23 protein-coding genes are annotated in these 20,792 nt (G+C 68.9%); 7 read left to right on the top strand and 16 right to left on the bottom strand.

Annotated features, from left to right (window positions below):
• Positions 1-27: 27 nt before the first annotated feature.
• Both FKR81_RS30515 and FKR81_RS30510 read right to left on the bottom strand, forming a co-directional pair.
• Positions 28-1,212, bottom strand: coding sequence for an MFS transporter (locus FKR81_RS30515; RefSeq protein WP_146357112.1), 1,185 nt, complete (start codon positions 1,210-1,212; stop codon positions 28-30).
• Positions 1,213-1,321: 109 nt separating this feature from the next.
• On the bottom strand, positions 1,322-2,173 hold the full coding sequence (locus FKR81_RS30510; RefSeq protein WP_146357110.1) for a hypothetical protein: 852 nt from the start codon (positions 2,171-2,173) through the stop codon (positions 1,322-1,324).
• Between the two features lie 246 nt (positions 2,174-2,419).
• On the opposite strand from FKR81_RS30510, the gene FKR81_RS43830 reads away from it, so the two are divergent.
• Positions 2,420-2,575 (top strand): hypothetical protein, encoded by a 156-nt coding sequence (locus FKR81_RS43830; protein WP_186763254.1) that lies wholly within the window; start codon positions 2,420-2,422, stop codon positions 2,573-2,575.
• Positions 2,576-2,675: 100 nt separating this feature from the next.
• On the opposite strand, the gene FKR81_RS30505 is transcribed toward FKR81_RS43830, so the two are convergent.
• Entirely contained in the window at positions 2,676-4,040 is a 1,365-nt protein-coding gene (locus FKR81_RS30505; protein ID WP_146357108.1) for a permease prefix domain 1-containing protein, read from the bottom strand.
• Complete coding sequence (locus FKR81_RS30500) at positions 4,037-4,411, bottom strand: PadR family transcriptional regulator (protein ID WP_146357106.1); 375 nt, start codon at positions 4,409-4,411, stop codon at positions 4,037-4,039. Before FKR81_RS30500 ends, FKR81_RS30505 begins: the two co-directional genes overlap by 4 nt.
• A gap of 97 nt (positions 4,412-4,508) precedes the next feature.
• Between FKR81_RS30500 and FKR81_RS30495 the strand changes: the two genes are divergently transcribed.
• Together FKR81_RS30495 and FKR81_RS46065 are read left to right on the top strand one after the other, a co-directional pair.
• Positions 4,509-4,865, top strand: coding sequence for a GNAT family N-acetyltransferase (locus tag FKR81_RS30495; protein ID WP_186763262.1), 357 nt, complete (start codon positions 4,509-4,511; stop codon positions 4,863-4,865).
• On the top strand, positions 4,790-4,981 hold the full coding sequence (locus FKR81_RS46065) for a GNAT family N-acetyltransferase (protein ID WP_146357104.1): 192 nt from the start codon (positions 4,790-4,792) through the stop codon (positions 4,979-4,981). The genes FKR81_RS30495 and FKR81_RS46065 overlap by 76 nt, the downstream gene beginning before the upstream one ends.
• On the opposite strand, the gene FKR81_RS30485 is transcribed toward FKR81_RS46065, so the two are convergent.
• Complete coding sequence (locus tag FKR81_RS30485; protein WP_146357102.1) at positions 4,978-6,324, bottom strand: cytochrome P450; 1,347 nt, start codon at positions 6,322-6,324, stop codon at positions 4,978-4,980. The genes FKR81_RS46065 and FKR81_RS30485 overlap by 4 nt on opposite strands.
• 60 nt (positions 6,325-6,384) lie before the next feature.
• Positions 6,385-7,110 (bottom strand): hypothetical protein, encoded by a 726-nt coding sequence (locus tag FKR81_RS30480; protein WP_146357100.1) that lies wholly within the window; start codon positions 7,108-7,110, stop codon positions 6,385-6,387.
• 55 nt (positions 7,111-7,165) lie between these two features.
• Between FKR81_RS30480 and FKR81_RS30475 the strand changes: the two genes are divergently transcribed.
• From FKR81_RS30475 to FKR81_RS30460, 4 genes are all read left to right on the top strand, one after another.
• A complete protein-coding gene (locus FKR81_RS30475) occupies positions 7,166-7,621 on the top strand; it encodes a hypothetical protein (RefSeq protein ID WP_146357098.1) in 456 nt (151 codons plus the stop codon).
• Between the two features lie 28 nt (positions 7,622-7,649).
• On the top strand, positions 7,650-8,474 hold the full coding sequence (locus FKR81_RS30470) for an alpha/beta fold hydrolase (protein ID WP_146357096.1): 825 nt from the start codon (positions 7,650-7,652) through the stop codon (positions 8,472-8,474).
• Positions 8,475-8,655: 181 nt separating this feature from the next.
• Positions 8,656-8,859: a cold-shock protein gene (locus tag FKR81_RS30465; protein WP_146357094.1), complete on the top strand. Its 204-nt coding sequence runs from the start codon at positions 8,656-8,658 to the stop codon at positions 8,857-8,859.
• Positions 8,860-9,043: 184 nt separating this feature from the next.
• Positions 9,044-11,155: a M6 family metalloprotease domain-containing protein gene (locus FKR81_RS30460; protein WP_146357092.1), complete on the top strand. Its 2,112-nt coding sequence runs from the start codon at positions 9,044-9,046 to the stop codon at positions 11,153-11,155.
• A 70-nt stretch (positions 11,156-11,225) separates the two neighbouring features.
• Here the strand turns inward: FKR81_RS30460 and FKR81_RS30455 are convergent, their stop codons facing one another.
• The 10 genes from FKR81_RS30455 to FKR81_RS43825 all read right to left on the bottom strand — a co-directional run bounded on the left by FKR81_RS30455 (position 11,226) and on the right by FKR81_RS43825 (position 20,641).
• Positions 11,226-11,897 carry a polysaccharide lyase family 7 protein gene (locus tag FKR81_RS30455; RefSeq protein ID WP_146357090.1) on the bottom strand — a complete coding sequence of 224 codons (672 nt, stop codon included), beginning with the start codon at positions 11,895-11,897 and terminating at the stop codon, positions 11,226-11,228.
• 61 nt (positions 11,898-11,958) lie between these two features.
• Entirely contained in the window at positions 11,959-13,179 is a 1,221-nt protein-coding gene (locus FKR81_RS30450; protein ID WP_146357088.1) for a cytochrome P450, read from the bottom strand.
• 24 nt (positions 13,180-13,203) lie between these two features.
• The gene (locus FKR81_RS30445) at positions 13,204-13,995 is read right to left on the bottom strand and encodes an ABC transporter permease (RefSeq protein ID WP_146357086.1); all 792 of its coding nucleotides are present in this window, start codon (positions 13,993-13,995) and stop codon (positions 13,204-13,206) included.
• Entirely contained in the window at positions 13,992-14,933 is a 942-nt protein-coding gene (locus FKR81_RS30440) for an ATP-binding cassette domain-containing protein (protein WP_146357084.1), read from the bottom strand. Before FKR81_RS30440 ends, FKR81_RS30445 begins: the two co-directional genes overlap by 4 nt.
• 19 nt (positions 14,934-14,952) lie before the next feature.
• Entirely contained in the window at positions 14,953-15,795 is an 843-nt protein-coding gene (locus tag FKR81_RS30435) for a DUF4097 family beta strand repeat-containing protein (RefSeq protein ID WP_146357082.1), read from the bottom strand.
• 82 nt (positions 15,796-15,877) lie between these two features.
• Positions 15,878-16,390 carry an Arc family DNA-binding protein gene (locus tag FKR81_RS30430; protein WP_146357080.1) on the bottom strand — a complete coding sequence of 171 codons (513 nt, stop codon included), beginning with the start codon at positions 16,388-16,390 and terminating at the stop codon, positions 15,878-15,880.
• Between the two features lie 99 nt (positions 16,391-16,489).
• Positions 16,490-17,224, bottom strand: coding sequence for a phosphatase PAP2 family protein (locus FKR81_RS30425; protein ID WP_146357078.1), 735 nt, complete (start codon positions 17,222-17,224; stop codon positions 16,490-16,492).
• A gap of 42 nt (positions 17,225-17,266) precedes the next feature.
• The gene (locus FKR81_RS30420; RefSeq protein ID WP_146357076.1) at positions 17,267-17,620 is read right to left on the bottom strand and encodes a hypothetical protein; all 354 of its coding nucleotides are present in this window, start codon (positions 17,618-17,620) and stop codon (positions 17,267-17,269) included.
• Positions 17,621-17,741: 121 nt separating this feature from the next.
• On the bottom strand, positions 17,742-18,617 hold the full coding sequence (locus FKR81_RS44470) for a peptidase inhibitor family I36 protein (RefSeq protein ID WP_222598454.1): 876 nt from the start codon (positions 18,615-18,617) through the stop codon (positions 17,742-17,744).
• A 185-nt stretch (positions 18,618-18,802) separates the two neighbouring features.
• The gene (locus tag FKR81_RS43825) at positions 18,803-20,641 is read right to left on the bottom strand and encodes a discoidin domain-containing protein (protein ID WP_222598453.1); all 1,839 of its coding nucleotides are present in this window, start codon (positions 20,639-20,641) and stop codon (positions 18,803-18,805) included.
• Positions 20,642-20,792 lie beyond the last annotated feature (151 nt).

Raw genomic sequence — 20,792 nt, 5'->3', positions numbered from 1 at the left:
GGTGCCGGGGATGTTCGCGTTCGTCCGTCAGCGACGGCGCCCGACGACCACGGACACCACGGCGATCGCGAGCCCGGCCAGGCTGAGCACCACGCCGACCCACGCGGTGGACAGGTAACCCCACCCGGCGGCGATGGCCAGACCGCCGAGCCACGCACCCGCGCCGTTGGCGACGTTGAGCGCCGAGTGGTTCGACGACGAGGCCAGCGAAGGCGCGTCCGGTGAGGCGTCCATCAGCCGCACCTGCAGGGCGGAGGCGAGGATCTGCGCCACGAACCCCAGCAGGAACAGCAGCGCGAACGCCGCCACGGCCGAGGTACCGGTCAGTCCGAGCAGCGTCAGCACGGCGGTGACCGCGATCAGCATCCCGAACACGGTGCCCATCACGGACCGGTCGACGAAACGGCCACCGACCATCGCGCCGATCGTCATGCCCAGGCCGAACACGGCGAGCATCCACGGCACGGCCGAGCTGGGCAGCCCGGCGACCTCGGTCGTGATCGGCGAGACATAGGAGTAGACGGCGAACATGCCACCGAAGCCGATCATGCCGGTGAACAGGGCGAACCACACCTGCGGGCGGCGGAACGCACGCAGCTCGGCGGCGACGCTCGCGTCCAGCGGGGCAGGCGCGTGCGGCAGCCACCTGGCCAGCGCGAGCGTCGTGACGAGTGCGATGAAGGCGACCGCGAGGTAGGCGACGCGCCACCCGATCTGCTGCCCGGCGGCCGTCACCACCGGCACACCGACCAGGTTCGCGACGGTCAGCCCGACCATGATCCGGGCGACGGCGGTGCCGCGCCGCTCCGGTGGCACCAGGGTCGTGGCGACCACGGCGGCGATGCCGAAGTACGCGCCGTGCGGCAGTCCCGCGAGGAACCGGGCGATCACCAGCAACGTCGGGTTCGGCGCGATCGCGGACAGTCCGTTGCCCAGCGCCAGCGCGATGGTCAGGCCGATCAGCAGGCCCTTGCGCGGCAGCTTCGCGGCGAGGCCCGCGATCAGCGGCGCACCGACGACGACACCGAGCGCGTAGAGGCTGATCGCGTGGCCCGCGGCCGGGATGGAGATGCCGAACGTGGTCGCGATCTGCGGGAGCAGGCCCATGGTCGCGAACTCGGTCGTGCCGATCGCGAACCCGCCCAGTCCCAGCGCGAGCATGGCCGGTGTGCTGGACCGGGCGGTCGCGACGGGCGCGGCGAAAGTCGTCATGGAGGTACCCCTGATCACACGTCCAGCGTCGGCAGTGACCAGGACCCGAATGGTTAGCAACTGAAACGATTCTACGTGCGCTGTCCGGCGGGGCTGTACGTGCCGATGCTCACAGCCACCGCCAGTTGATCCCGACCACCCCGGCGGACATCCCCGCGGACGTCAGCAGCACGGAGTGGTGGTTGGTGAGCGGCAGCTCGCTGACCCGTTGCCGGTCGCCGTACAGGTCGGCCCGGTAGTAGCCGTGCACGACGGCGGGCAGTGCGTCCGGGTGGAACCGCACCTCCAGCACCCAGTTGCCCTCCGGCTGGCGGATGGCGTGCGCGACGTCCGTGGTCGTCTCGCTCTGGTCCACCGCGTACTCGAACAGCCACGTCTCCCCCGTGCGCAGCGACTGGCCGAACAGCACCTCGGCGACGAGCACGTTGCCACCGGCGTGCCTGCGCACCTCGCCGAGACCGCAGTTGCGCACCGGCCGCACGTCCGCGTCGCCGATCACACCTTCGGACGCACCGAAGTAGCACACCCGCGCACGGTCGACGCCGTCGCGACGAGCCCGCACCAGCTTGCGGATGCTCATCCCCGACCTGCGCCGGTCCGGCCCGATGGCGTAGGTGGTCTCGGTGGTGATCGTCTCCAGGTCCCACGCGTGGCCGCGCGGCAACGAGCCGAGCAGCTCACCGAGCGGTCCGCTGTGCTCGTCGACACCGTGCCGCGGGATGCCGCCCGGCGCGAGCAGGCCGGTCAACGTCCCGTGCGGCAGTCCGAGTATCTCCTCGAGCGCGTCGACCGCGCGCATCGAGTTGGGGCGCTGCGGCCTGCTGTTGCCGTGCTGCCAGTCGCTCAGCGTCGCGAGGCCCACCCGGATTCCCCGCTGCGCCAACCGAGAGCGCAACCGGTCGAGCGGCAGGCCTCGCTGCTGGATCGCCTCGCGCAGCACGACGTGGAACGGCCCGGTCACGCCTCCGATCATGCACCCGCGGCCGCGGATCAGGAACCGATGACGCTCCTGATGCGCGCGGTGAGGTCGTTGCAGCTGACGTTCGAGCCGCGGTGGCGGGCGAATGGACTAGACCGGAGCTGACCTGCGGTGCTCGCACTTCGGTTCGCCACGTGCGAAAGTGGCACCGCAACCTCGCCCAGGAGGGTTCGCGTCGGACGCTCGGCCACGCCCGAGCCCACGAGCCCCGCACGGAGGTACGACAGCATGACGAAGAACGTCAAGAAGACCACCGCCGTGGTTCGCGAACCGCAGCCACGCCCGCGCCGGGACGTGTCACACGTGTCCTGGCGCATCTGGGCCGGCCTGTGGCGCGCCCTCTCCGCGGTGATCAACCTGGCGGGCCGGCGAGTCACGCACTAGGCCCCCAGCCACGCCACTGTCCACAGTGGAACAGAATTGAAATCGCCCACCGAGCCTCTTCAGGCCGGTGGGCGATTCGCATGTCGCGCAAAGGGACTCGTCAGAAGTAGCTGAACAACGGGGGAAAGACGAGGACCACGATCCAGGCCCACGCGGCGTACACGGGCAGGTAGCCGGTCTGCCACCGCTCGAGCGTCACGAACGGCGTGGTCCGGCGGACGAACCTGAACAGCAGCCACGCCGACCAGGCGAGGTTGGCCAACAGGATGACGTTCTCGCCGAGCGCGGCGGCCTTGTTGGGCGTGGTGCCGTACTCGCTGATGCGCCCGGTGATCTGCAGCAGCACCAGCACGTCGATGGCCAGCGCGCTGACCACGAGTGCGAGCTGCAGCTTGTCGAACAGGCGGGGCGGGGCCAGCGGATCGCGGGCCGAGAGCGAGTAGAGCAGCAACCCCAGCACCACGACCAGCAGGAGGTCGAACAGGATCAGCGCCTCGCGCTCGACGTCGATGGCGCCGCTGGTCAGGCCGAACGCGATGAGGAAGCCCAGCAGGACCGCCGTGAAGAGCGGGGTGAACAGCCGGGTGAGCACCGGGGCGATGTTCTCGACCACGCTCTGCTTCGCCTCGACGAGCCATCCGGCCACGACGATCGCCGCCACGCCACCGCAGGGCATGAGCCACTGCGTGGCGAACACCTCCGGGTTGATCCCGATGGCGTTGAAGGTGCCGAACGTGAACGCGATGAGCACACCGCCGCCGAGTGCGATGAGCACGAAGTAGATGAAGCACTCGCCGGTGAAGCGGATGAAGTCCATGCGCCGCCGGGACGAGCGCCATTCATCGGCCACATAGGACAGACCGACCACCATCCACAGCGCGATGGTCAGGTGGATGGCGGTGATCACCACCGATTGCGACGTCTCGGCCAGCGGGTAGACGTTGGCCGCCACGGCACCGAGTACGAACAGCCCCACCAGTATCGCGATCAGCCGGGGCTGGGGCTGACGCCGCCAGGCCAGGAAGGCCGCCAGCCAGGGGAACGCGAACAGGCTGATGTTCGGCCCGTAGAACGCACCGTCGCGCTCCAGGCTCATCCCGAACAGCTCCGGCAGCTTGATCGACACCGCCGCACCAGCCGCGCAGATGACCATCGCCCACAGGTCCCGCCGCGACCCCGTGTCCGCAGCCGGGGTGTCGGTGCCACCGGTCAGCACCAGCTGCTTCCACAGCCGTTCCGAATGTTCCTGGGCGAACTCGCGGGACAGCTCGTCGAGGCTGCCCATCCGCTTGACGGCCACCAGGAACGCCTCGTCCGGCCGCAGACCGACCGCGACGAGCTCGTCGACGGACCCGCGGAGGTGGTCTTCGAGCTCATCGGCGTCGGCCGGCACCAGTTCCCGGCGCCGCTGCACGTACTGGCGCCACTGCGCGAACTGCTCTTCCAGATCCTCCTGCGCCGTCATGCCCTGCCCTCCAGTGGAAGCGCCATCATCGGCCTGCGTTCGCCGAGGCCGAGCCAGATCTCCTTGAGCGCGTCCACGACCGTGTCCCACTGGCGGCGCTGCTCGGCCAGCTCAGCCAGACCTTGGTCGGTGATGCGGTAGTACTTGCGCCGCCGCTCGCCCGCGACCGACTGCCAGCTCGACTCGACGTGGCCGAGTCGCTCCAGCCGGTGCAGCAACGGGTACAGCAGCCCTTCGGTCCAGTCCAACTCGCCACCCGACATCTCGTTGATGCGCCGGAGGATGGCGTAGCCGTAGCTCTCCTCCTCGGCCAGGATGCCGAGCACCATCGGTGTCGCCGAGGCGGCCACCAGATCCTTGGCGACCTTCACGAGGCATCACTCCATCCAGCACCCTAGAAGTACGATGCATAGTACTGCTAGGTATCGCCGCGGCACAACGAGCTGATCTTTTTGAGAGAATGACCTGGTGAACAGCTCAGCGCAGGTGACAACGGCCAGCGGAGCGGACGAGGTGAAGGCGGCCGCGGCGATCTGGGCTCGCGCGAAGGCGTGCCGCGACGAGGATCCAGCGCCGGCCTCGGTCGAGGAGACCACGCCGGGCATCCTGCGGCGCCTCGCCATCGACGGAGCGGAGCTGTTCCTCGCCCGGCTGGACGGCCGCCCCGTCGGCTTCGCGCTCGTCGCGCCCCGCCCGCGGACGCTGGAGCTCTCTACCTCGCTGTCGACCCCGACGCGTGGGGCAGCGGCGTGGGGAGCCACCTGCTCCTCAGTGCGGAGGACCACGCGCGGGAGATCGGCCGCGAGACGCTCGAGCTGTGGGTGATCAACGACAACGAGCGCGCCATCCGGGTCTACGCGAGGTCGGGCTGGGTCGGCACCGAAGAGGTGCAACAGTCCTCAGGACGACTCGAACGACGTTTCGTCAGACGCATCCGTTAGGTGCGAACACGTTCCTCCACGATCATGGGCAACGGCACGGGGTGCACCGAGCTGCTCGCCACCTGCTGGACGTTCGCTCCGGGCGCGAGCCGCAAGTGCCAGCGGCGGACGAGGTTCGCCAGCACGACGGTCAGCTCCGCCCACGCGAAGGACTCGCCGATGCACCCGCGCGGGCCGGTGGAGAACGGCAGGAACGCTCCCCTGGACAGGGTTTCCGGCAACCAGCGGTCCGGGTCGATGCGTTCCGGATCCGGGTACAGCGCCGGATCGTGGTGCAGCGCGTGGGGGCTGAACAGCAAGGTGGTGCCCGCCGGGATGCGCCAGTCCTGCCAGGCGATGTCCTCGTTGGCCCGGCGCATCAGGAACCAGATGCCGTAGCGGCGCAGCACCTCGCGCAGGAACCGGCGCGTGTAGTCGAGGCGGGAGATGTCCTCGAGCGCGGGCGTGCGGTCCCCGAGCACCTCCGTGACCTCAGCGACGACGCGGCGTTCGACGTCCGGGTTGCGGGCCAGTTCGTACAGCGCGCCCGACAACGCGGCGGAGGTCGTCTCGATGCCCGCGACGAACAGGGTCGTGATCTCGTTGTGCACCTGCTCGTCGGTCATGACCTCGCCGGTGTCCTCGTCGCGGGCGGTCATCAACGCGGACATGAGGTCGTGGTGGTCCGACCGGTCGGCGCGGTACTGGGCGATCAGGTCGTCGATGATGCGGTGGAACTCCGCCACGTGCGCGTTGCTGCGCTTGGTGCTCGGCAGCGGCAGGCGTTCCCACAGGCCCTCCGGCATCAGGGAACGGACGCTCATCACCTTGAGGACCGCGGTGTTCAGGAACGCGAGGCGGCGGGCCTTCTCCGGGGACATGGAGGACGAGGAGCACAGGCACCGCGCCACCACGGTCCCGCTGAGCTCGGCCATGGCGTCGTCGACGGCGACCCGCTGTCCCGGCTGCCACGAGTCCGCCAGCGTGTTCGTCAGCTCGCCCATGACCTCCATGTAGGACGAGATCCGCGCACTGCGGAACGCGGGCTGGACGAGCCTGCGCTGCAACGTGTGCAGCGGGCCCTCCGAGGTCACCAGTCCCTGCCCGACGAAACTCCTGAGCCGGTCGTACACCCAGCCCTTGCCGACCTTGCGGGAGTCGGTGACCAGCATCTGGCGCAGCAGCTCAGGACCGTGCACGTAATAGGCGACCTCGCGGCCGAGGTAGAGGCGCACGAGGTTGCCGTGAGCGGACAGACCACGCAGGAACTCGTGCTTGCGCCGCGCCATGGCCAGGCCGTGACCGAGGAGCGGAACACGTCCGGGAGCGGTCGGGATCGCCTGGACCTGGTCGAGGACTCGCATGCGGTCTCCTGTGGTGGACAGGTTTCGACCGTACGAGAGGGACCACGGCTTATGTAGTCGTCAACAGTTTAATTGCGACGGCCGACCCGCTGCCCATCTGACAAGCGCGTGGATCTTGTGCCGGGTGCGCCAGCCGTGCTGGTGCCGGGTGAACCGGGTGTACCGCTCGACCAGCGGACCGGCGTCGACCTCGGGATGCACGAGCGCACAGGCGAACGCGTCGTGCCCGGAGTACGACCGCTGGTACTTGGAGCGATGCGCCCCGTACGCCTCCGCGGCGGCGTCCCGCACCAGGTCCGCCGGGTAGACGGCCGTGCGGGCCAGTGCCAGCCGGGCCAGCTTCGTCGGCGTGCTGGGGAAGAGCCCGTGTGCGACCGGCTGGCCGGGGTCGCCGAGAGCGATCTCCCGGAGCGGCTCCACCCAGCGCGGGGCGAGCACCGGCACAGGTTGCGCAGGCGGGAAGAAGTCGGCGAGGTAGGCCGCCAGCTCCGGCGCCCCCGGCTCGTCGCGCCAGCAGGCGCGCAGAGCGGTCAGCAGGGACGGACCGGCCACCCCGCCGATCAGCAACCGCCGGCTCGCAGGCAGTTCCGGCAACACCGGCCGGGCGATCTCGGGGTCGGTCACGTCGTAGCAGACGAAGTCGCAGTCGCGCGGCCGCACCGCGGTCAGCACCCGCCGCACGTCGGCCTCGTCCGACATCCGCACGAGGCTGGAGCGGTTGCCCTCGTGCCCGTGGACCACGACTGCCAGCGGCCGGCCGTCCGGTCCGGGAACCACGATCGTCACGGGGGCACCTCGGGTTTCCACCAGGCCGGCCTGTCGCGTGCGCCATCATGATCCCATGCGGGCTGACGGTGTCACCGACGAGAAGGATCTGGCCAGAGCCGGAGAACTGCTGCAGCGGCGCGTCGACACCGACCAGCTGAGCGGCGAGGTGCTGCGGGTGCTCACCCAGCTGGTGGCGCTGCGCGACTCCGTCGATCGGCTGACGGCACGGCCGACCGTCGACGCGGCCCTGTGCGAGCTCGTCATCGCCTGCCGGCTGGTCGCTTTCGACCCGTGGCTCCGCACCGATCCCGAACCGCTCCCGGAGCCACGCGACGTCGGCGTGATCGCGCCGGGCGACCAGGCCGGGATCCTCGTGGTGGTCGATGCGCTCGACGCGCTTCAGCGAGTGGTCAACCGGCACGGCGACGGGCAGGAGTACTTCGACGCCATGAACAACGCACGCCAGCTCTGGCAGGCGGCTCGCTGGGTCCAGCGCGCCCGCGTCCAGCTGGCGGCCGGCGTCAGCTGACGAACGTCACTCAGACCGAGGAGCGGCAGTGGACTGGAACCTTCCCGAGGAGTTCGTCACCCCGGACGGTGTGGTGCGCTGGGCGAGACTCGGTGCGGGACGACCGGTGGTGCTCCTGCACGGCACGCCGTTCAGCTCATTCGTGTGGCGCGCTGTCGCGGAGGAGCTGGCAGGCGACCACCAGGTGTTCGTGTGGGACATGCTCGGCTACGGCCGCTCCGAGATGCGGCCGGGGCAGGACGTCTCGTTGCGCGCCCAGGGCCGGATCTTCACCGATCTGCTGGCCGAGTGGGGCCTGCGCAGGCCGCACGTGGTGGCCCACGACTTCGGCGGCGCGGTCGCGCTGCGCGCACACCTGCTGCACGGCGCCGAGTACGCCGCGCTCGCGCTGTTCGACCCGGTCGCCCTGTCCCCGTGGGGCTCGCCGTTCTTCCGGCTGGTGCAGGAGCACTTCGCCGTCTTCGAGCGGCTGCCGGGCAACCTGCACGCGGCGTTGGTGCGCGAGTACGTGCTCTCCGCCAGCAGTCCCGGACTCGCCCCCGGCGTGCTCGACGAGCTGGTGGCCCCGTGGACCGGCGTGGAGGGGCAGCCGGCGTTCTACCGCCAGATCGCGCAGGCCGACCAGCGGTACACCGACGAGGTCCAGCACCGGTACGGCGAGATCGAGATCCCGGTCAGCGTCCACTGGGGTGCGGACGACGAGTGGATCCCGCCCGCCAAGGGCGCGGAGCTGGCCGCCCTCCTCCCGCGGTCCGACTTCCACCTGGTGCCCGGCGCCGGGCACCTCGTGCAGCTCGACGCACCCGGCCCGGTGCTCGACCTCGTGCTGAGGTTCCTGCGGGAGGCGGTGTGACGCATGCGGCCGGTGCCGGCTGGCCCGCCCGTGTAGCGTGTCAGCATCAGTCATGGTTCCGAAGTCCCGGTCGCCCGTGATCACGTGTCACGGGCGTTTTGCTGTTCAGCGTCTCCGCGGCCATGGCGGATCACTCCGGACCCCGCATCGTGCGGGTGCCGACTCACATTTGGAGCACACCATGGCCACCGGAACCGTCAAGTGGTTCAACGCTGAAAAGGGCTTCGGCTTCATCGAGCAGGACGGCGGCGGCCCCGACGTCTTCGTCCACTACTCGAACATCGCCGCCCAGGGCTTCCGCGAGCTCCAGGAGAGCCAGAAGGTCTCGTTCGAGATCACCCAGGGCCAGAAGGGCCCGCAGGCGGAGAACGTCGTCCCCGTCTAGTCCTCGCGTCAGCCGCTGATCCGTCAGCGGTGCGCAAGGCGACGCGAGAGCCCGGCCGGTTGATTCAACCGGCCGGGCTCTTGTCGTCTCTCGACCAAGATTTCCGTTAACTGGCAACGGGTCCGCGCGACCGTGCCGGACGAATGACGGTGGCTAGCGTGTGGTTCTACACCACGGAGGTGGCATGGACCACACACATGTCCGTCGTGGGCATCGGCGCCCTGTCCTGCTGATCACCGCGCTGTTCTCCGTCGCCGCGCTCACCGCCGGCAACTCCAGCGCGATCGCCGCTCCCCCTGACGAGCCAACGCATCACTGGCAGTACGACCACTGGCCGCAGCAGCAGCCGTGGCAGCAGACCCGCGACTCCGCCCGCGTGGCGGCGCAAGCCGGGTTCCCCGGCCCCGTCGACCCGCAGAACTGGGTCAACCCCGACCACATGACGTGGGAACGGGACTACAAGAAGATCCCCGGCACCAACTGGGCCGACCCGTCGGCCAGGGGGTCGGTGCGCAACTTCAAGGGCGCGCTGGTCCTGCTGGACTACCCGAACCAGCCGTTCGTCGTGACGCAACCGAAGAACTCGACGGTGTTCGGCAACCCCAGCGCGGAGGCCAACGGCGTCCCGCGCGACCGGGTCGCCCAGTTCTACCAGGACTTCCTCAACAAGCCGAACGGCATCAACCACGGCCACACGGTGCACGAGTACTGGATGGAGGACTCGGGCGGGCGCTACGGCGTCGACCTGAAGGCGTTCGGTCCCTACACCATGCCGGGCAAGGACCACGAGTACGCCATGGAGTTCCAGGGCGGCACCGGCTGCCCCGCGGGTGACAGGTGCAACCGCGACGTCCGCACCGACGGCCGGGCCGCATGGGTGACCGACGTCGGCACGGAGGTGCCCAAGGGGTACGACTTCGTCTACTACCTGTCCGCCGGTCAGGACGAGTCCGGGACGTGGCAGGAGTTCGGGATGATGAAGTTCCGGACCAAGGAGGACGTGACCGACGCGTTCGGCCCGCCCGACCCCGCCCTGCCGAACTGGTCGCGCACCCGCTACGTCGACTGGACGTCGTGGGCGGCGGGCTCCAGCATCTGGCCCAACGCGGGTGGCGGCTCGTCCACGCAGGCGGAGAGCTCCGGCTCGGGTGTGTACGCGCACGAGCTGAGCCACATCCTCGGCATCGGCGACAACTACGGCAACCCGTTCGGCAACCCGCCGCGGCGCGACTACAACGGCATCTGGGACATGATGTCGCGCGGCGCGTTCAACGGTCCCGGTGGCCCGCACGCCCGCTGGGTCATCCCGGCGACCGCGGGCGCGTCGATGGGCTCGCAGCACATGCTCCGCAACAAGATCAAGCTCGGCATCGTCGACGAGCGCAACGTGCTGCGCCTGTCCAGGGAAGCGCTCCCAGGCTCCGGGCTGGTCATCGCGAAGGTCACCGCCCGCGCCGTCCAGGCGGGGCCGAACGGCCTGTCGGGCGTCAACATCGCACTCGGCACCGGTGACAAGTCGCCCGCCTGCAACGTCCAGACCAACCCGTTCTGCGACGGCGGCGGGTACAACAACTACACGGTCGAGGTCGTGGACCGGATGGGGTCGGACTCGTTCACACCGGACGCGGGTGTGCTGCTGGCCAAGACCAAGAACCAGGACAGCGCGCCGTTCGTGTGGGTGGCCGACGCCAACCCGCAGGACATCGGCATGACCGACTACGTGCTGCCGGACGGCACCAAGGTGCCCATCACGGTCGGCGACTACCGGCAGCTGTCGGACGCCCTGTTCCACGCGGGCACGAACTCGGGCAGCGAGTACGAGTACGTCGACCGGGCCAACCGGCTGCACTTCTACGTGCTGGACGTCAAACGGGACCAGCAGGGCGTGCTGTCGTACACGGTGGCCATCCGGTCGCTGGACGGCGCGGGCCCGCAACAGCGGGGTGTGCGTGTCATGCCGACCACCGGCAACACCGGCTCGGACGGCGTGGCGACGTGCCGGTTCCCGTTGCTCAACACCGGCCGTGCCGCCACCCCGACGGCACAGCACCCGGAGGACGTCACCCAGTACATCGACGGTGACGTGTACCGCGTGTCCGCGAAGGCGGAGGGCAGCGGCTGGTCCGTCTCGGTGCCCAACGTGCTCGCGACGGCGAAATTCGGCGGCCGCGTGGACGTGCCGGTGCACGCGAAGCGCGACGGCGGCGCGATGGTGTCGAAGGTGACCCTCACGGCCACGTCGGAGAGCAACCCGGCCAGGACCGCGACCGCCTCCTGCACCGTGTCCGGGCGCTAGTCGCAACCAACGGGAAACCCCTGTTCGCGCAGTACGCGAACAGGGGTTTCCGGTTTCGAGAGCGAGCAGGCTACTTCCGGTAGAAGTGCACGTTGCGCCACTGGTGCTCGGCACCCGAGTTCTGCAACGTGCCGTACACGCCGTACTTGAAGTAGTGGTCGCCCTTGGGCCCGCTGTTGGTGTGCACGAGCTTCCCGTTGATGTAGATGGAGTACGTGCCGCCGCTGGCGGTCGCGTTGTGGGTGACGTTGATGCGCACCCACTTGCCGTTGATGCCGCTGATCAGGTCCTTGCCCCCGCCGCGGAGGGTGCCGCCGTTCTTCGAGAACGACCTGATCATCAACGTGGTGGCGCCACTGCCGTCGTTGCCGAAGATCTGCATGGCGCTTTCGTCGTCGGTCCCCGCGGTGACCTTGAGCTCGCCCTCGAACTGCCGCTGGCCGGTTCGGTAGTTGTCCTGAATCCGAGCCTCGACCCGGTTGGACCCGTTGTTGAAGAGCTTGAAGGTCTGCACCCCACCGGACCGCAGGTAGGAGCCCCCAGGCCCGGACGCGCTGGTGGTGCTGCTCGGGTAGCTCGTGATCTCGCCGCGGCTCTGGATCTGCAGGTTCCACTTGGGTTGGTGTTCCTGCCAACCACTGCCCACCGGACCGGCGTAGGCGCTCGGCTGGATCAGGACGACTCCGGCCGCGGTCAGAACAGCGGTGCCGGCGATCACGGCCAATCGTCGTGTCAGACGCATGGTGCTCCTTGTGTGACGTTGCAGGGATACACACAGGCGGCAGCCAGCAGTGGAGTCTGGCCTAAATGGCCGCGTCCGTCCAGGTGACCGGCAGTTCGTGGACGCCGTAGATGTTCATGTCGGTCCTGAGCTTCACCTCACCTGCGGGAATGGCGAGCTCGAGGGTCGGGAAGCGCCGCAGCAGCCCGTCGAAACCGGCGCGCATCTCGATGCGGGCCAGCTGCTGGCCGAGGCACTGGTGGATGCCGTGCCCGAACGACGTGTGACCGCGGGCCGTGCGGTGGATGTCCAGTGCGTCGGGGTCGTCGAAGCGCTTCGGGTCACGGTTGGCCGCCAGCAGCGAGATGATGACGGTCGATCCCTCGGGGATGGTCTCGCCGCCGAGCTCGATGTCCTCCGCGGCGTAGCGGAGGAAGATGTCGGCGACGGACAGGTAGCGCATGAGCTCCTCGACCGCACCGGGCATCAGATCCGGGTTCGCGCGCAGTTCGGCCAGCTGCTCGGGGTGCTCCAGCAGCGCGAAGGTGCCCAGTGCCAGCATGTTGGCGGTGGTCTCGTGGCCGGCGAGCAGCAGCAGGAAGCCGATGCCGGCCAGCTCCTCGATGGTCAGATCGTCATCGCGGGCCAGGTCGGACAGGATGTCCTCGCCGGGGGCGGCACGTTTGCTCGTGACCAGTTCGGCCAGGTACCCGAACATCGCGCCGAACGCCGCCATCTTGTCCTCGAGGTTCACGTCCCTCTCCATGAACTTGGCGGAGTGGACCTGGAAGGTCTCCCGGTCCGCGTAGGGGACGCCGAGCAGTTCGCAGATCACCAGCGAGGGCACCGGCAGCGCGAACTCCTTGACCAGGTCGACCGGCGGAGTCAGGCGCGCCAGCTCGTCCAGCTGGCGCTCGGTGACCTCGATGATCTGTTCTTCGAGCTGCTTCATGCGTTTGACGGTGAAGGCGCCGGTGAGCTTGCGCCGCAGTCGGGTGTGGTCCGGCGGGTCCATGCTGATGAACAGTCCCGGCGTCTGCGGCGACGGTTCGGTCTGCACGGGCATGCCGGGGGTCTCGTACGGCACGTGGATGATGCCGATGTCCTGGCGGGAGCTGAACCGGGTGTCCGCCATGAGCTGGCGGACCGCGTCGTAGCCGGTGACGAGCCAGCCTTCGTGACCGTCGGGGAAGAGCAGCGGACTGACCGGGCGGGCCTCGCGCAGCGCGGTGATCCGGCTGGGCGGGTCGAACGGGCCCGCGTCGCGCTCCATGGGGAGTCCTTGTGGGACCGTCTGAGTCATCGGATTTCCTCTTCTCACAAGTCTTCAGCGGGCGGATTCGCGGTTGAACAGCTTCTTCGACCAGAGGTAGCCGACCAGCGTGATGAACACGCCCCAGCCGAGCGCGATGACGGCGTTGTTGCCGATCGGCGTGCCCATCAGCAGGCCGCGGATGGTCTCGATGAACGGGGTGAACGGCTGGTACTCGGCGAACCAGCGCAGCACGGTGGGCATCGAGTCGGTGGGCACGAAACCACTGCCGAGGAAAGGAAGCAGGACCAGCGGCGTGCCGACGTTGCTCGATGCCTCGACGCTGCCGCTCGCCAGGCCGAGAGCGACGGACAGCCACACGAAGGCGAAGGACATGAGCGCCAGCACGCCGGCGAGAGCGAACCAGTCGCCGAGGCTCGCCGACGGACGGAAGCCGATGAGCAGCGCGACCACGAGAACGGTCGTGGTGGCGAGCATCGCCTGGACGACGCTGCCGACCACGTGTCCCGTCAGGACGGACACGCGGGCGATCGCCATGGTGCGGAACCGGTCGACGATGCCCTCGGTCATGTCCATGGCGACCGAGATGGAGGTGCCCTGGACCGCGAAGGTGATCGCCATCAGGATGATCGCGGGGGTGACGTAGTTGATGTACTCCGCGCGGCCGCCGGACGGGCCGCCGATCCCGGCGCCGAGCGTGCCGCCGAAGACGTAGACGAACAGCAGCAGGAAGATGATCGGCATTCCGATGAGCATCACCGTCATCGACGGGTAGCGCAGCATTCGCTTGAGGTTGCGGCGAAGCATCGTCGCGGAGTCGGTCAGTGCCAGGGTCATGGCGCTCATCGCGTGGTCACCTTCTCGGTGTTGCCCGTGAGGGCGAGGAAGACGTCGTCGAGGTCCGGGGTGTGCATGCTCAGGGAGTCGACCTCGACCGTGCTCTCGTCGAGCCGGTCCAGCAGGGCCTTGAGCGAGGAGAGGCTGCCGTCGTTCGGCACGCGCAGTTCGAGTGCGTCGCCGTCGCGAGTCGCCTGGCCCACGGCGCGGACGGCGGACTCGAGATCGCGGGAGTTGTTGAACCGCAACAGGACGTGGCCGCCGGGGATGCGCCGCTTGAGCTCGTCCGCGGTGCCCTCGGCCACGATCTTGCCGTGGTCCAGCACCGCGATCCGGTCGGCGAGCTCGTCGGCCTCCTCCAGGTACTGCGTGGTCAGGAAGATGGTGACGCTGCCCGCGACGAGCTCGCGCACGATCTGCCACATGGCGCGGCGGCTGCGCGGATCCAGCCCGGTGGTCGGCTCGTCGAGGAAGATCACCTGCGGTGAGCCGACGAGGGTCATCGCGAGGTCGAGCCTGCGCCGCATGCCGCCGGAGTACGTCGACGCCGGTTTCCCGGCCGCTTCGACCAGGTCGAACCGTTCGAGCAGCTCGGCGGCCCTGCGCCTGCCCGCGGCCCGGCCGAGGTGGTGCAGATCGGCCATCAGCCTCAGGTTCTCCTGACCGGTCAACAGGTTGTCGACCGCGGAGAACTGGCCCGTGACGCCGATCGCCGCGCGAACACCGTCGGGATCGGCGTCGATGTCACGGCCGGCGACCGACGCGCTGCCGCCGCCGGCCTTGATCAGGGTGGACAGGATCTTGACCGTGGTGGTCTTGCCGGCACCGTTGGCACCGAGCAACGAGAAGACGGTTCCTCGCGGGACGTTCAGGTCGATTCCGTCGAGCACGACGTGGTCGCCGAAGGACTTGCGCAGCCCGGTCACCGCGATCGCTTGCGTTGTCATGGCAGGTCTCCTCGGGATGTCAGGCGCGGCGGATGGTGATGTCACCGGTGCTGGTGTGCGCGGTGACCTTGACGGTGTTGTCGGCCTGCTCCGGCCCCTGGCTGGCGTCCAGCTCGTTGTTCACCCGGCCGAACGCGGTCTTGACGTCGAGCCACGCGGCGGTGCCCGCGGCGATGCCGATCTCCAGGGTGCCCATCGAGGAGTTCAGCCCGACCTCGCCGCGCACGACCTCACCGATGCCGATGTGTCCGTTGGCGCTCTTGGCCTCCACGTTGCGGCCTGCCCTTGCGACGGTGATGTTGCCGTTGGCCGCGCGCACCTTCAGGTCACCGGCGACCGCGCCGAGTTCGGTGTGGCCGTTGGAGTTCTTGACGACAGCGGCACCACCGATGTCACCGAGGCGGATCTGCCCGGTGCCGGTGTGGATCTCGGTGTCGCCGCCGGTTTCGCCGACGGTGATGTCGCCGGCGGACGTGTCGGCGCGCAGCGCACCGGTCCGGTCGAGGTGGATCCGCCCCATCGAGGTCTTCACCCGGCACTCGCCCAGCAGCCCGGTGCCTCGGATGCCTCCTGCCGTCACGTCGACGTGCGCCTGGGAGCCTGCGGGCAGCTCGACCACGACGTCGACGGTCTTGGACTTCTTGGAGAAGTCGAACGTCCGCTTCGGCCCGCGCACCGTCAGCACGCCGTCGGTGCAGTCGACGCGGGTGGCCGCGGCCGCCTCCACGTCGGACTCGTCGGACGCGTTGGCAGGCCGCACTTCGACGACGGTGTCGGTGCGGTCGCTCGCGATGAGCTGCACGTATCCGGCGTAGAGGTCGATCGTGACGGAAATCGGTTCCGGAGTGTCGAAAACAGGCATGGCTGTCCCCTCAGAATGAGTCGGAAGAACATCCCCGCAGGTCAGCGGGGCGAAGTGAAATGAGGTGCGGGTGGCGCGCCAGCTAGCGCACCCACCCCGTGAAGCGCTGGGCGCCGAACGTGCCGCGCCGGTCGGCCTCGGGCTCCCGGTCCGGCGCACGCAGCGCGGCCGAGGCGGCCCGGACCAGCCAGGCGTTGACCGACCGGCCTTCCTCGCCTGCCGCCTCTTCGATGGCGGCCTTCAGCTGCTCGGGAAGACGGACGTTGATCCGCACCGCGGGACCGTCCTCGAAGCCGGCATCGGCGGCGGGCGCCGCGACCCGGTCGGCTGCGTCCGCGACCGGCTGCTCCACCTGCGGAACCGCCACCACGAACTGCGGGTCACGTCCCCGCAGGCGCACCTGGACCGAGCCGGGGGCCAGATCGCGGGTGATCTCGTCGGCGGCCGCCGACAGCGCTTCGAGCAGGGCGAGCCGGATCGCCGACTCCATGCCCACGGTCAACCGCTCGATCAACGCGGCGCCGTCGGCACCACCGGCTTCCGCGGCCGTCAACAGCTCGCGGCCAAGGGAGTCCACATACGGCGTCAGGTCCATGGCACCACTATGGCACACAGTGGCACCACCAGCAAGCCACCTTGGCTCACTTTGGCTCAGATTGACGCCAAGCTGGTGCCACCAGTGGCCGCCTGCGCATCACTGCGTGCTCTCACGCACCTCGGAGCGGTGAGTTGCCCACCTGGTCAGGCCGATCGAGATCGCCACGAGGGCGACACCGGCCAGGATGTCCAGCACGTAGTGGTGTCCGGTGACGAGGACGACGACCGCGACGAGGAACGGGAACAGCCAGGCCAGCCAAGCGGCTCGGGGAGCGCGCTGGCGCAGGGCCGACCACACGGCGCAGGCGCACCACGTCGTCCAGGCGACGTGCATGCTCGGCATCGCCGCCAGCAGGTTCACGCCTGGCCGGGGAACGCGGGACGCGGCTCCGCCGAGGATGTCGTAGGTCGCCATGTAGTCGACGACGCCGGGCAGGGCGAACCGCGGCGGGGCCTCCGGGTAGAGCCACACGAGCAGGAGGTCCAGGAGCATCATCACGATCAGGACGGTGCGCAGCCGGCTGTAGTGCGGTCGGCGGGTGAGGTAGAGCCAGACCAGGACGACCGGCACGGCCAGGACGCTCAGGCGGTAGAAGTAGCCGGTCAGATGGATCGCGGCCGGGTGCGCGAGCATCGCCTGGTTGAGCGGGAGCTCGATCGCGATGTGAAGGATCTGCTCCAGGCGCTGGACTTGCAGGGCGTTGCTCGTCGCCGCCGGGTCGCCGCGGTCGACCGCCGCCCGCACCAGGCCGAACACGAAGTACCCGGCAACCAGCAACAGCACTTCGAGGTACCACTTGGACCGCTTGTGCTGCAAGGGTAAGGCCGACATGCGCCATGAGCGTACGCGCGCTCCGGAGTGGACGTAGGCGTTTCAGCTGTCCCCGGTTGCGCCATCTTCGTGTCCGCGGTGGCGGCGCGCCCGCGCCTCCGGGGACTTGCGCGGGTTCTCCTGCAGGTGCACGCGTCGCGCCAGCTTCGCCTGGATCAGCTCGCGAAGTCTGGCCGGTGGCCACTTGCGCACCTCACGCCGGCGCACCGCGTCGACGTCGTCGAGCCCGTTCGCCAGACGTCGGCGCACCTCACGCCGTGCCGCGCGTTCCGCCTCGGCTTGTTGCACGGGATGCTTGCGACGAAAGGCCTTGGGGTACTCGCCGTGATCGACGGTGTCGCGCTCGAGCGACAGGTGCTTGCGTTCCTGCGGTGTCCTCCGCCGTCGTGGCGCCATCGCACGATGATGCCCGTCGTGCCGCGGACACGGCAAACACTTACTCCGGCAAGACAACACCTGAGGTGGGAACCGGCATGCCGGTTCCCACCTCAGGTGTTCGTGCGACGACGCGTGTCGGTCAGTCGCCGTAAGGGTTCTGCACCGAGACGTGGACGTGGTCGTAATGGCCACCGGTCACACCGGACCCGGCGGTGTAGTTGCGCCAGCCCTCGGACGCGCGGGCGACGCTCCAGATCTTGCCCTGCCAGATCACGTACCGGACGTCGAGCTTGCTGGCGTGCTTCTGCAGCCAGTAGGCCAGCTTCCAGCCCTGCGCCTTCTGCGCCGCGGTGGGGTAGGTGCCGATCGCGTTCGAGATCGTGCAGTCGAGCGCGTTGCCGGTGTTGTGGTTGCTCGTCGACGACTCGTAGCTGCGGTAGTCGCCCACCCAGCAGTTCTTCTCGCCGGTCTTCGAGGCGATCTGGTCGTCGACGAACTGGGTGCGGGCCGTGGCCTGCGGTGCGCGGGCGGTCGCCGACGGGTGCGGGTTGGTCGCCGGCGCCGGGTAGGTGCCCGTACCGGGGTCCGGGTCCGGGTCGCCGCTGCCCGCGCCGATCCGGTGCGAGGCGTTCTCGTTCTTGAGCTCCGCCTTGAGGTTGGCCTTGCCGCCGGCCGCGATCGTCTGGTTGGCACCGGCGTAGCCGCTGTTGTAGTACACCGTGACCGGCTTGCTGGTGAGGTTCTTGACCGAGGCGGCGTTGTTCTTCACGCACACGCCCTTGCCGTTGCCCGCGCTCTTGAAGTCGTAGCAGCTCGGCTGGCTGTCACCGTAGTCGGAGATCGACGCGTCGAAGTCGGACAGCGAACCCGCCTGGTCGCTGTTGAAGTACAGGCAGAACTCGCCCTGCTCGCAAACGCCGTTGCGGTCGGTCGCCGCGGAGGCGGGAGCCGTACCGAGGACCACGCCGATCAGCGCACCGACCAACGCCACGAAAGTGAATCTCTTCAACACCATGAGCCCTTCTTGTTTTCCGCGGGATCCGGTCCCCGCGTCGATCAGTGCTGACTTCCTCATGGCCAGAAGCATCGCGACGAGCCCTGACACTTCGCTGACACCGGCGGTCCCCGCTTGTCAGCGTCGAGGGAGCTCCTGGGGCGGCAGCGATTCGACTGCCGCACCAGGAGCTCCCGGAGAAGCGGTCAGTACGTGATGCCAGGGAAGGCTGTCCGGGCCTGGTCGAACTGGGCGCGACTGAACCCGCTGTTGAACGCCTGCTGGGCCACGTTGCTGAGGTCTCTGCCCACGGCGCCGCTCATGAAGTGGACGAACTCACCGGCGTTCATCCGCCTGGTGTAGATCAGGTTGCGGTTGTCGTTCTCCTGCCGCTTCGGGAAGTGCTGGTTCAGCAATCCGTAGAAGCGGTCCATGAACGCCATGTTGCTGCCGGTCTCCACGTACAACGGGTGGAACCAGTCGCGGAACCAGGCGACGTCGTTGGCGCCCTGCGGGAGGTCGTCCCGGTTGTTCATGTACTGGTCGAACACCCTGGTCGCGTCGGCCGTCCTGCCGCTGCGGCGGTAGAAGTCGTACTGGCAGATCTCAGCCCACTTGCTGTCGCCCCAGATCTCGCCGAACGCCGGAGACTCGTGCACGCCCTGGCTCGCACCCTCGACGATGTGGCATTCCTCGTGGGTGATCACGTCGCGCAGCGTCGCGTTGTTGATGCTCCACCCGTTGTCACCGACGTCGATGGTGTTGCGGAACCCGGAGAACCCGTCGAACCGGTTCGCCACCGTGCCACCGTGGAAGCGGTCCTGGTGGAAGAACGCGATCAGCGGCTTCGGATGCCCGAACCGGACGCAGTTCGGCCCGATCGGCGCCGGAAGCGGCCGGTTGACCGCGCAACTCCCGTAGGTGTCCCGGTAGTGGCGCCACACCTCGGCCACGAACGGCGGTGCCCACGCCGTCTGCGCCGGGGGCAGCGCGAGCAGCGCGGCGTCGAAGTACACGGCCGCGTCGGCGTTGCACGACACCCTGGTCATCGCCGTGGCGTGATCGGAGATGTAGTCGTTCAGCGTCGGCGGCGCGTCGGGGTGACAGGTGCCGGGATCGCCGCCGACGGGCGGCGGGTCGAGGTACACCTCGAACTCGTAGATCCGCGCCGCGCCACCGCCGCCTGCGGTCGGGGCGGTCACGTTCAACCGCACGAAGCGCACGCCGCGCTGGGTCCACGTGTGCCGGGTGACGTTCGCGGTGTTGCCGCTGACCGTCGCCACCGTCGTGAAGGTGGTGCCGTTGGTGGACACCTGAACGGTGAACCCACTGGTGTTGAAGTCGGCCGACTCCCCGCCCGCGCCGGCGTGGCGAATGATCGCGCCACCGACGTTCAGGGTGGACTGCAGGTCGACCTGCAGGAACTTGGTTCCGTCCGCCGACGAGCACCACTTGTCGCCGTTACCACCGGAAACGCTGCCGTTGACGGCCTTCTCCGGTCCCTCGGCCGCGGCGCACGGGGCGCTGCCGGTGGCCGGGCGGTTCAGCGCGAGGTTGCCCGGCGGCTGCCCACCGCCGGTGTCGTACACCTCTAACTCGTAGATCCGGGCCGCTCCGCCGCCACCTTGCTCCGGCTGCGTGACGGACAGCCGCACGTGGCGAGCGCTGATGGCAGCGATGTCATGGGTGGACACGTTGGCGGCGTTCGCCGTGACGGTCACCGCGGTGGTGAAGGTCGTGCCGTTCGTGCTCACCTGGATGGTGAACGCGCGGGTGTTCATGTCGGCCGACTCACCGCCCGCACCCGCGTGCCGGACCACGAACTGACCGATGTTGATCGCTGAGCCGAGGTCGACCTGCAGGAACTTGGTGCCCGCCGAGGAACACCACTTGTCGGCGTTGCCACCGGAAACGCTCCCGTTGACCGCCTTCGCCGGTGACTCGTCCGGCGCGCACGACGCCGACCCGGTCGCCGGCTTGTTCAGTGCCACGTTGGTCGCCGCCGCCGCGGTCGGCGCGCTGACGACCGCCATCCCCGTGATCATCAACAGACCCACCGTGAACCGCGAAATCCGACGACGATGTGGTGATCTCCGCATGGCTAGCACTCCATCCGTCATGACAACGTTGTCAAGGCGGCGGTATGAACAGCCTACTGCTCCTCGTTGAAACAGGGCAGGCGCTCAACGGGTGAGC

It is taken from the genome of Lentzea tibetensis, from assembly GCF_007845675.1.
In the GTDB taxonomy this organism is placed as follows: domain Bacteria; phylum Actinomycetota; class Actinomycetes; order Mycobacteriales; family Pseudonocardiaceae; genus Lentzea; species Lentzea tibetensis.
Note: the sequence above shows the minus strand (reverse complement) of the source record. Positions and strands in the feature narration are given on the sequence as shown.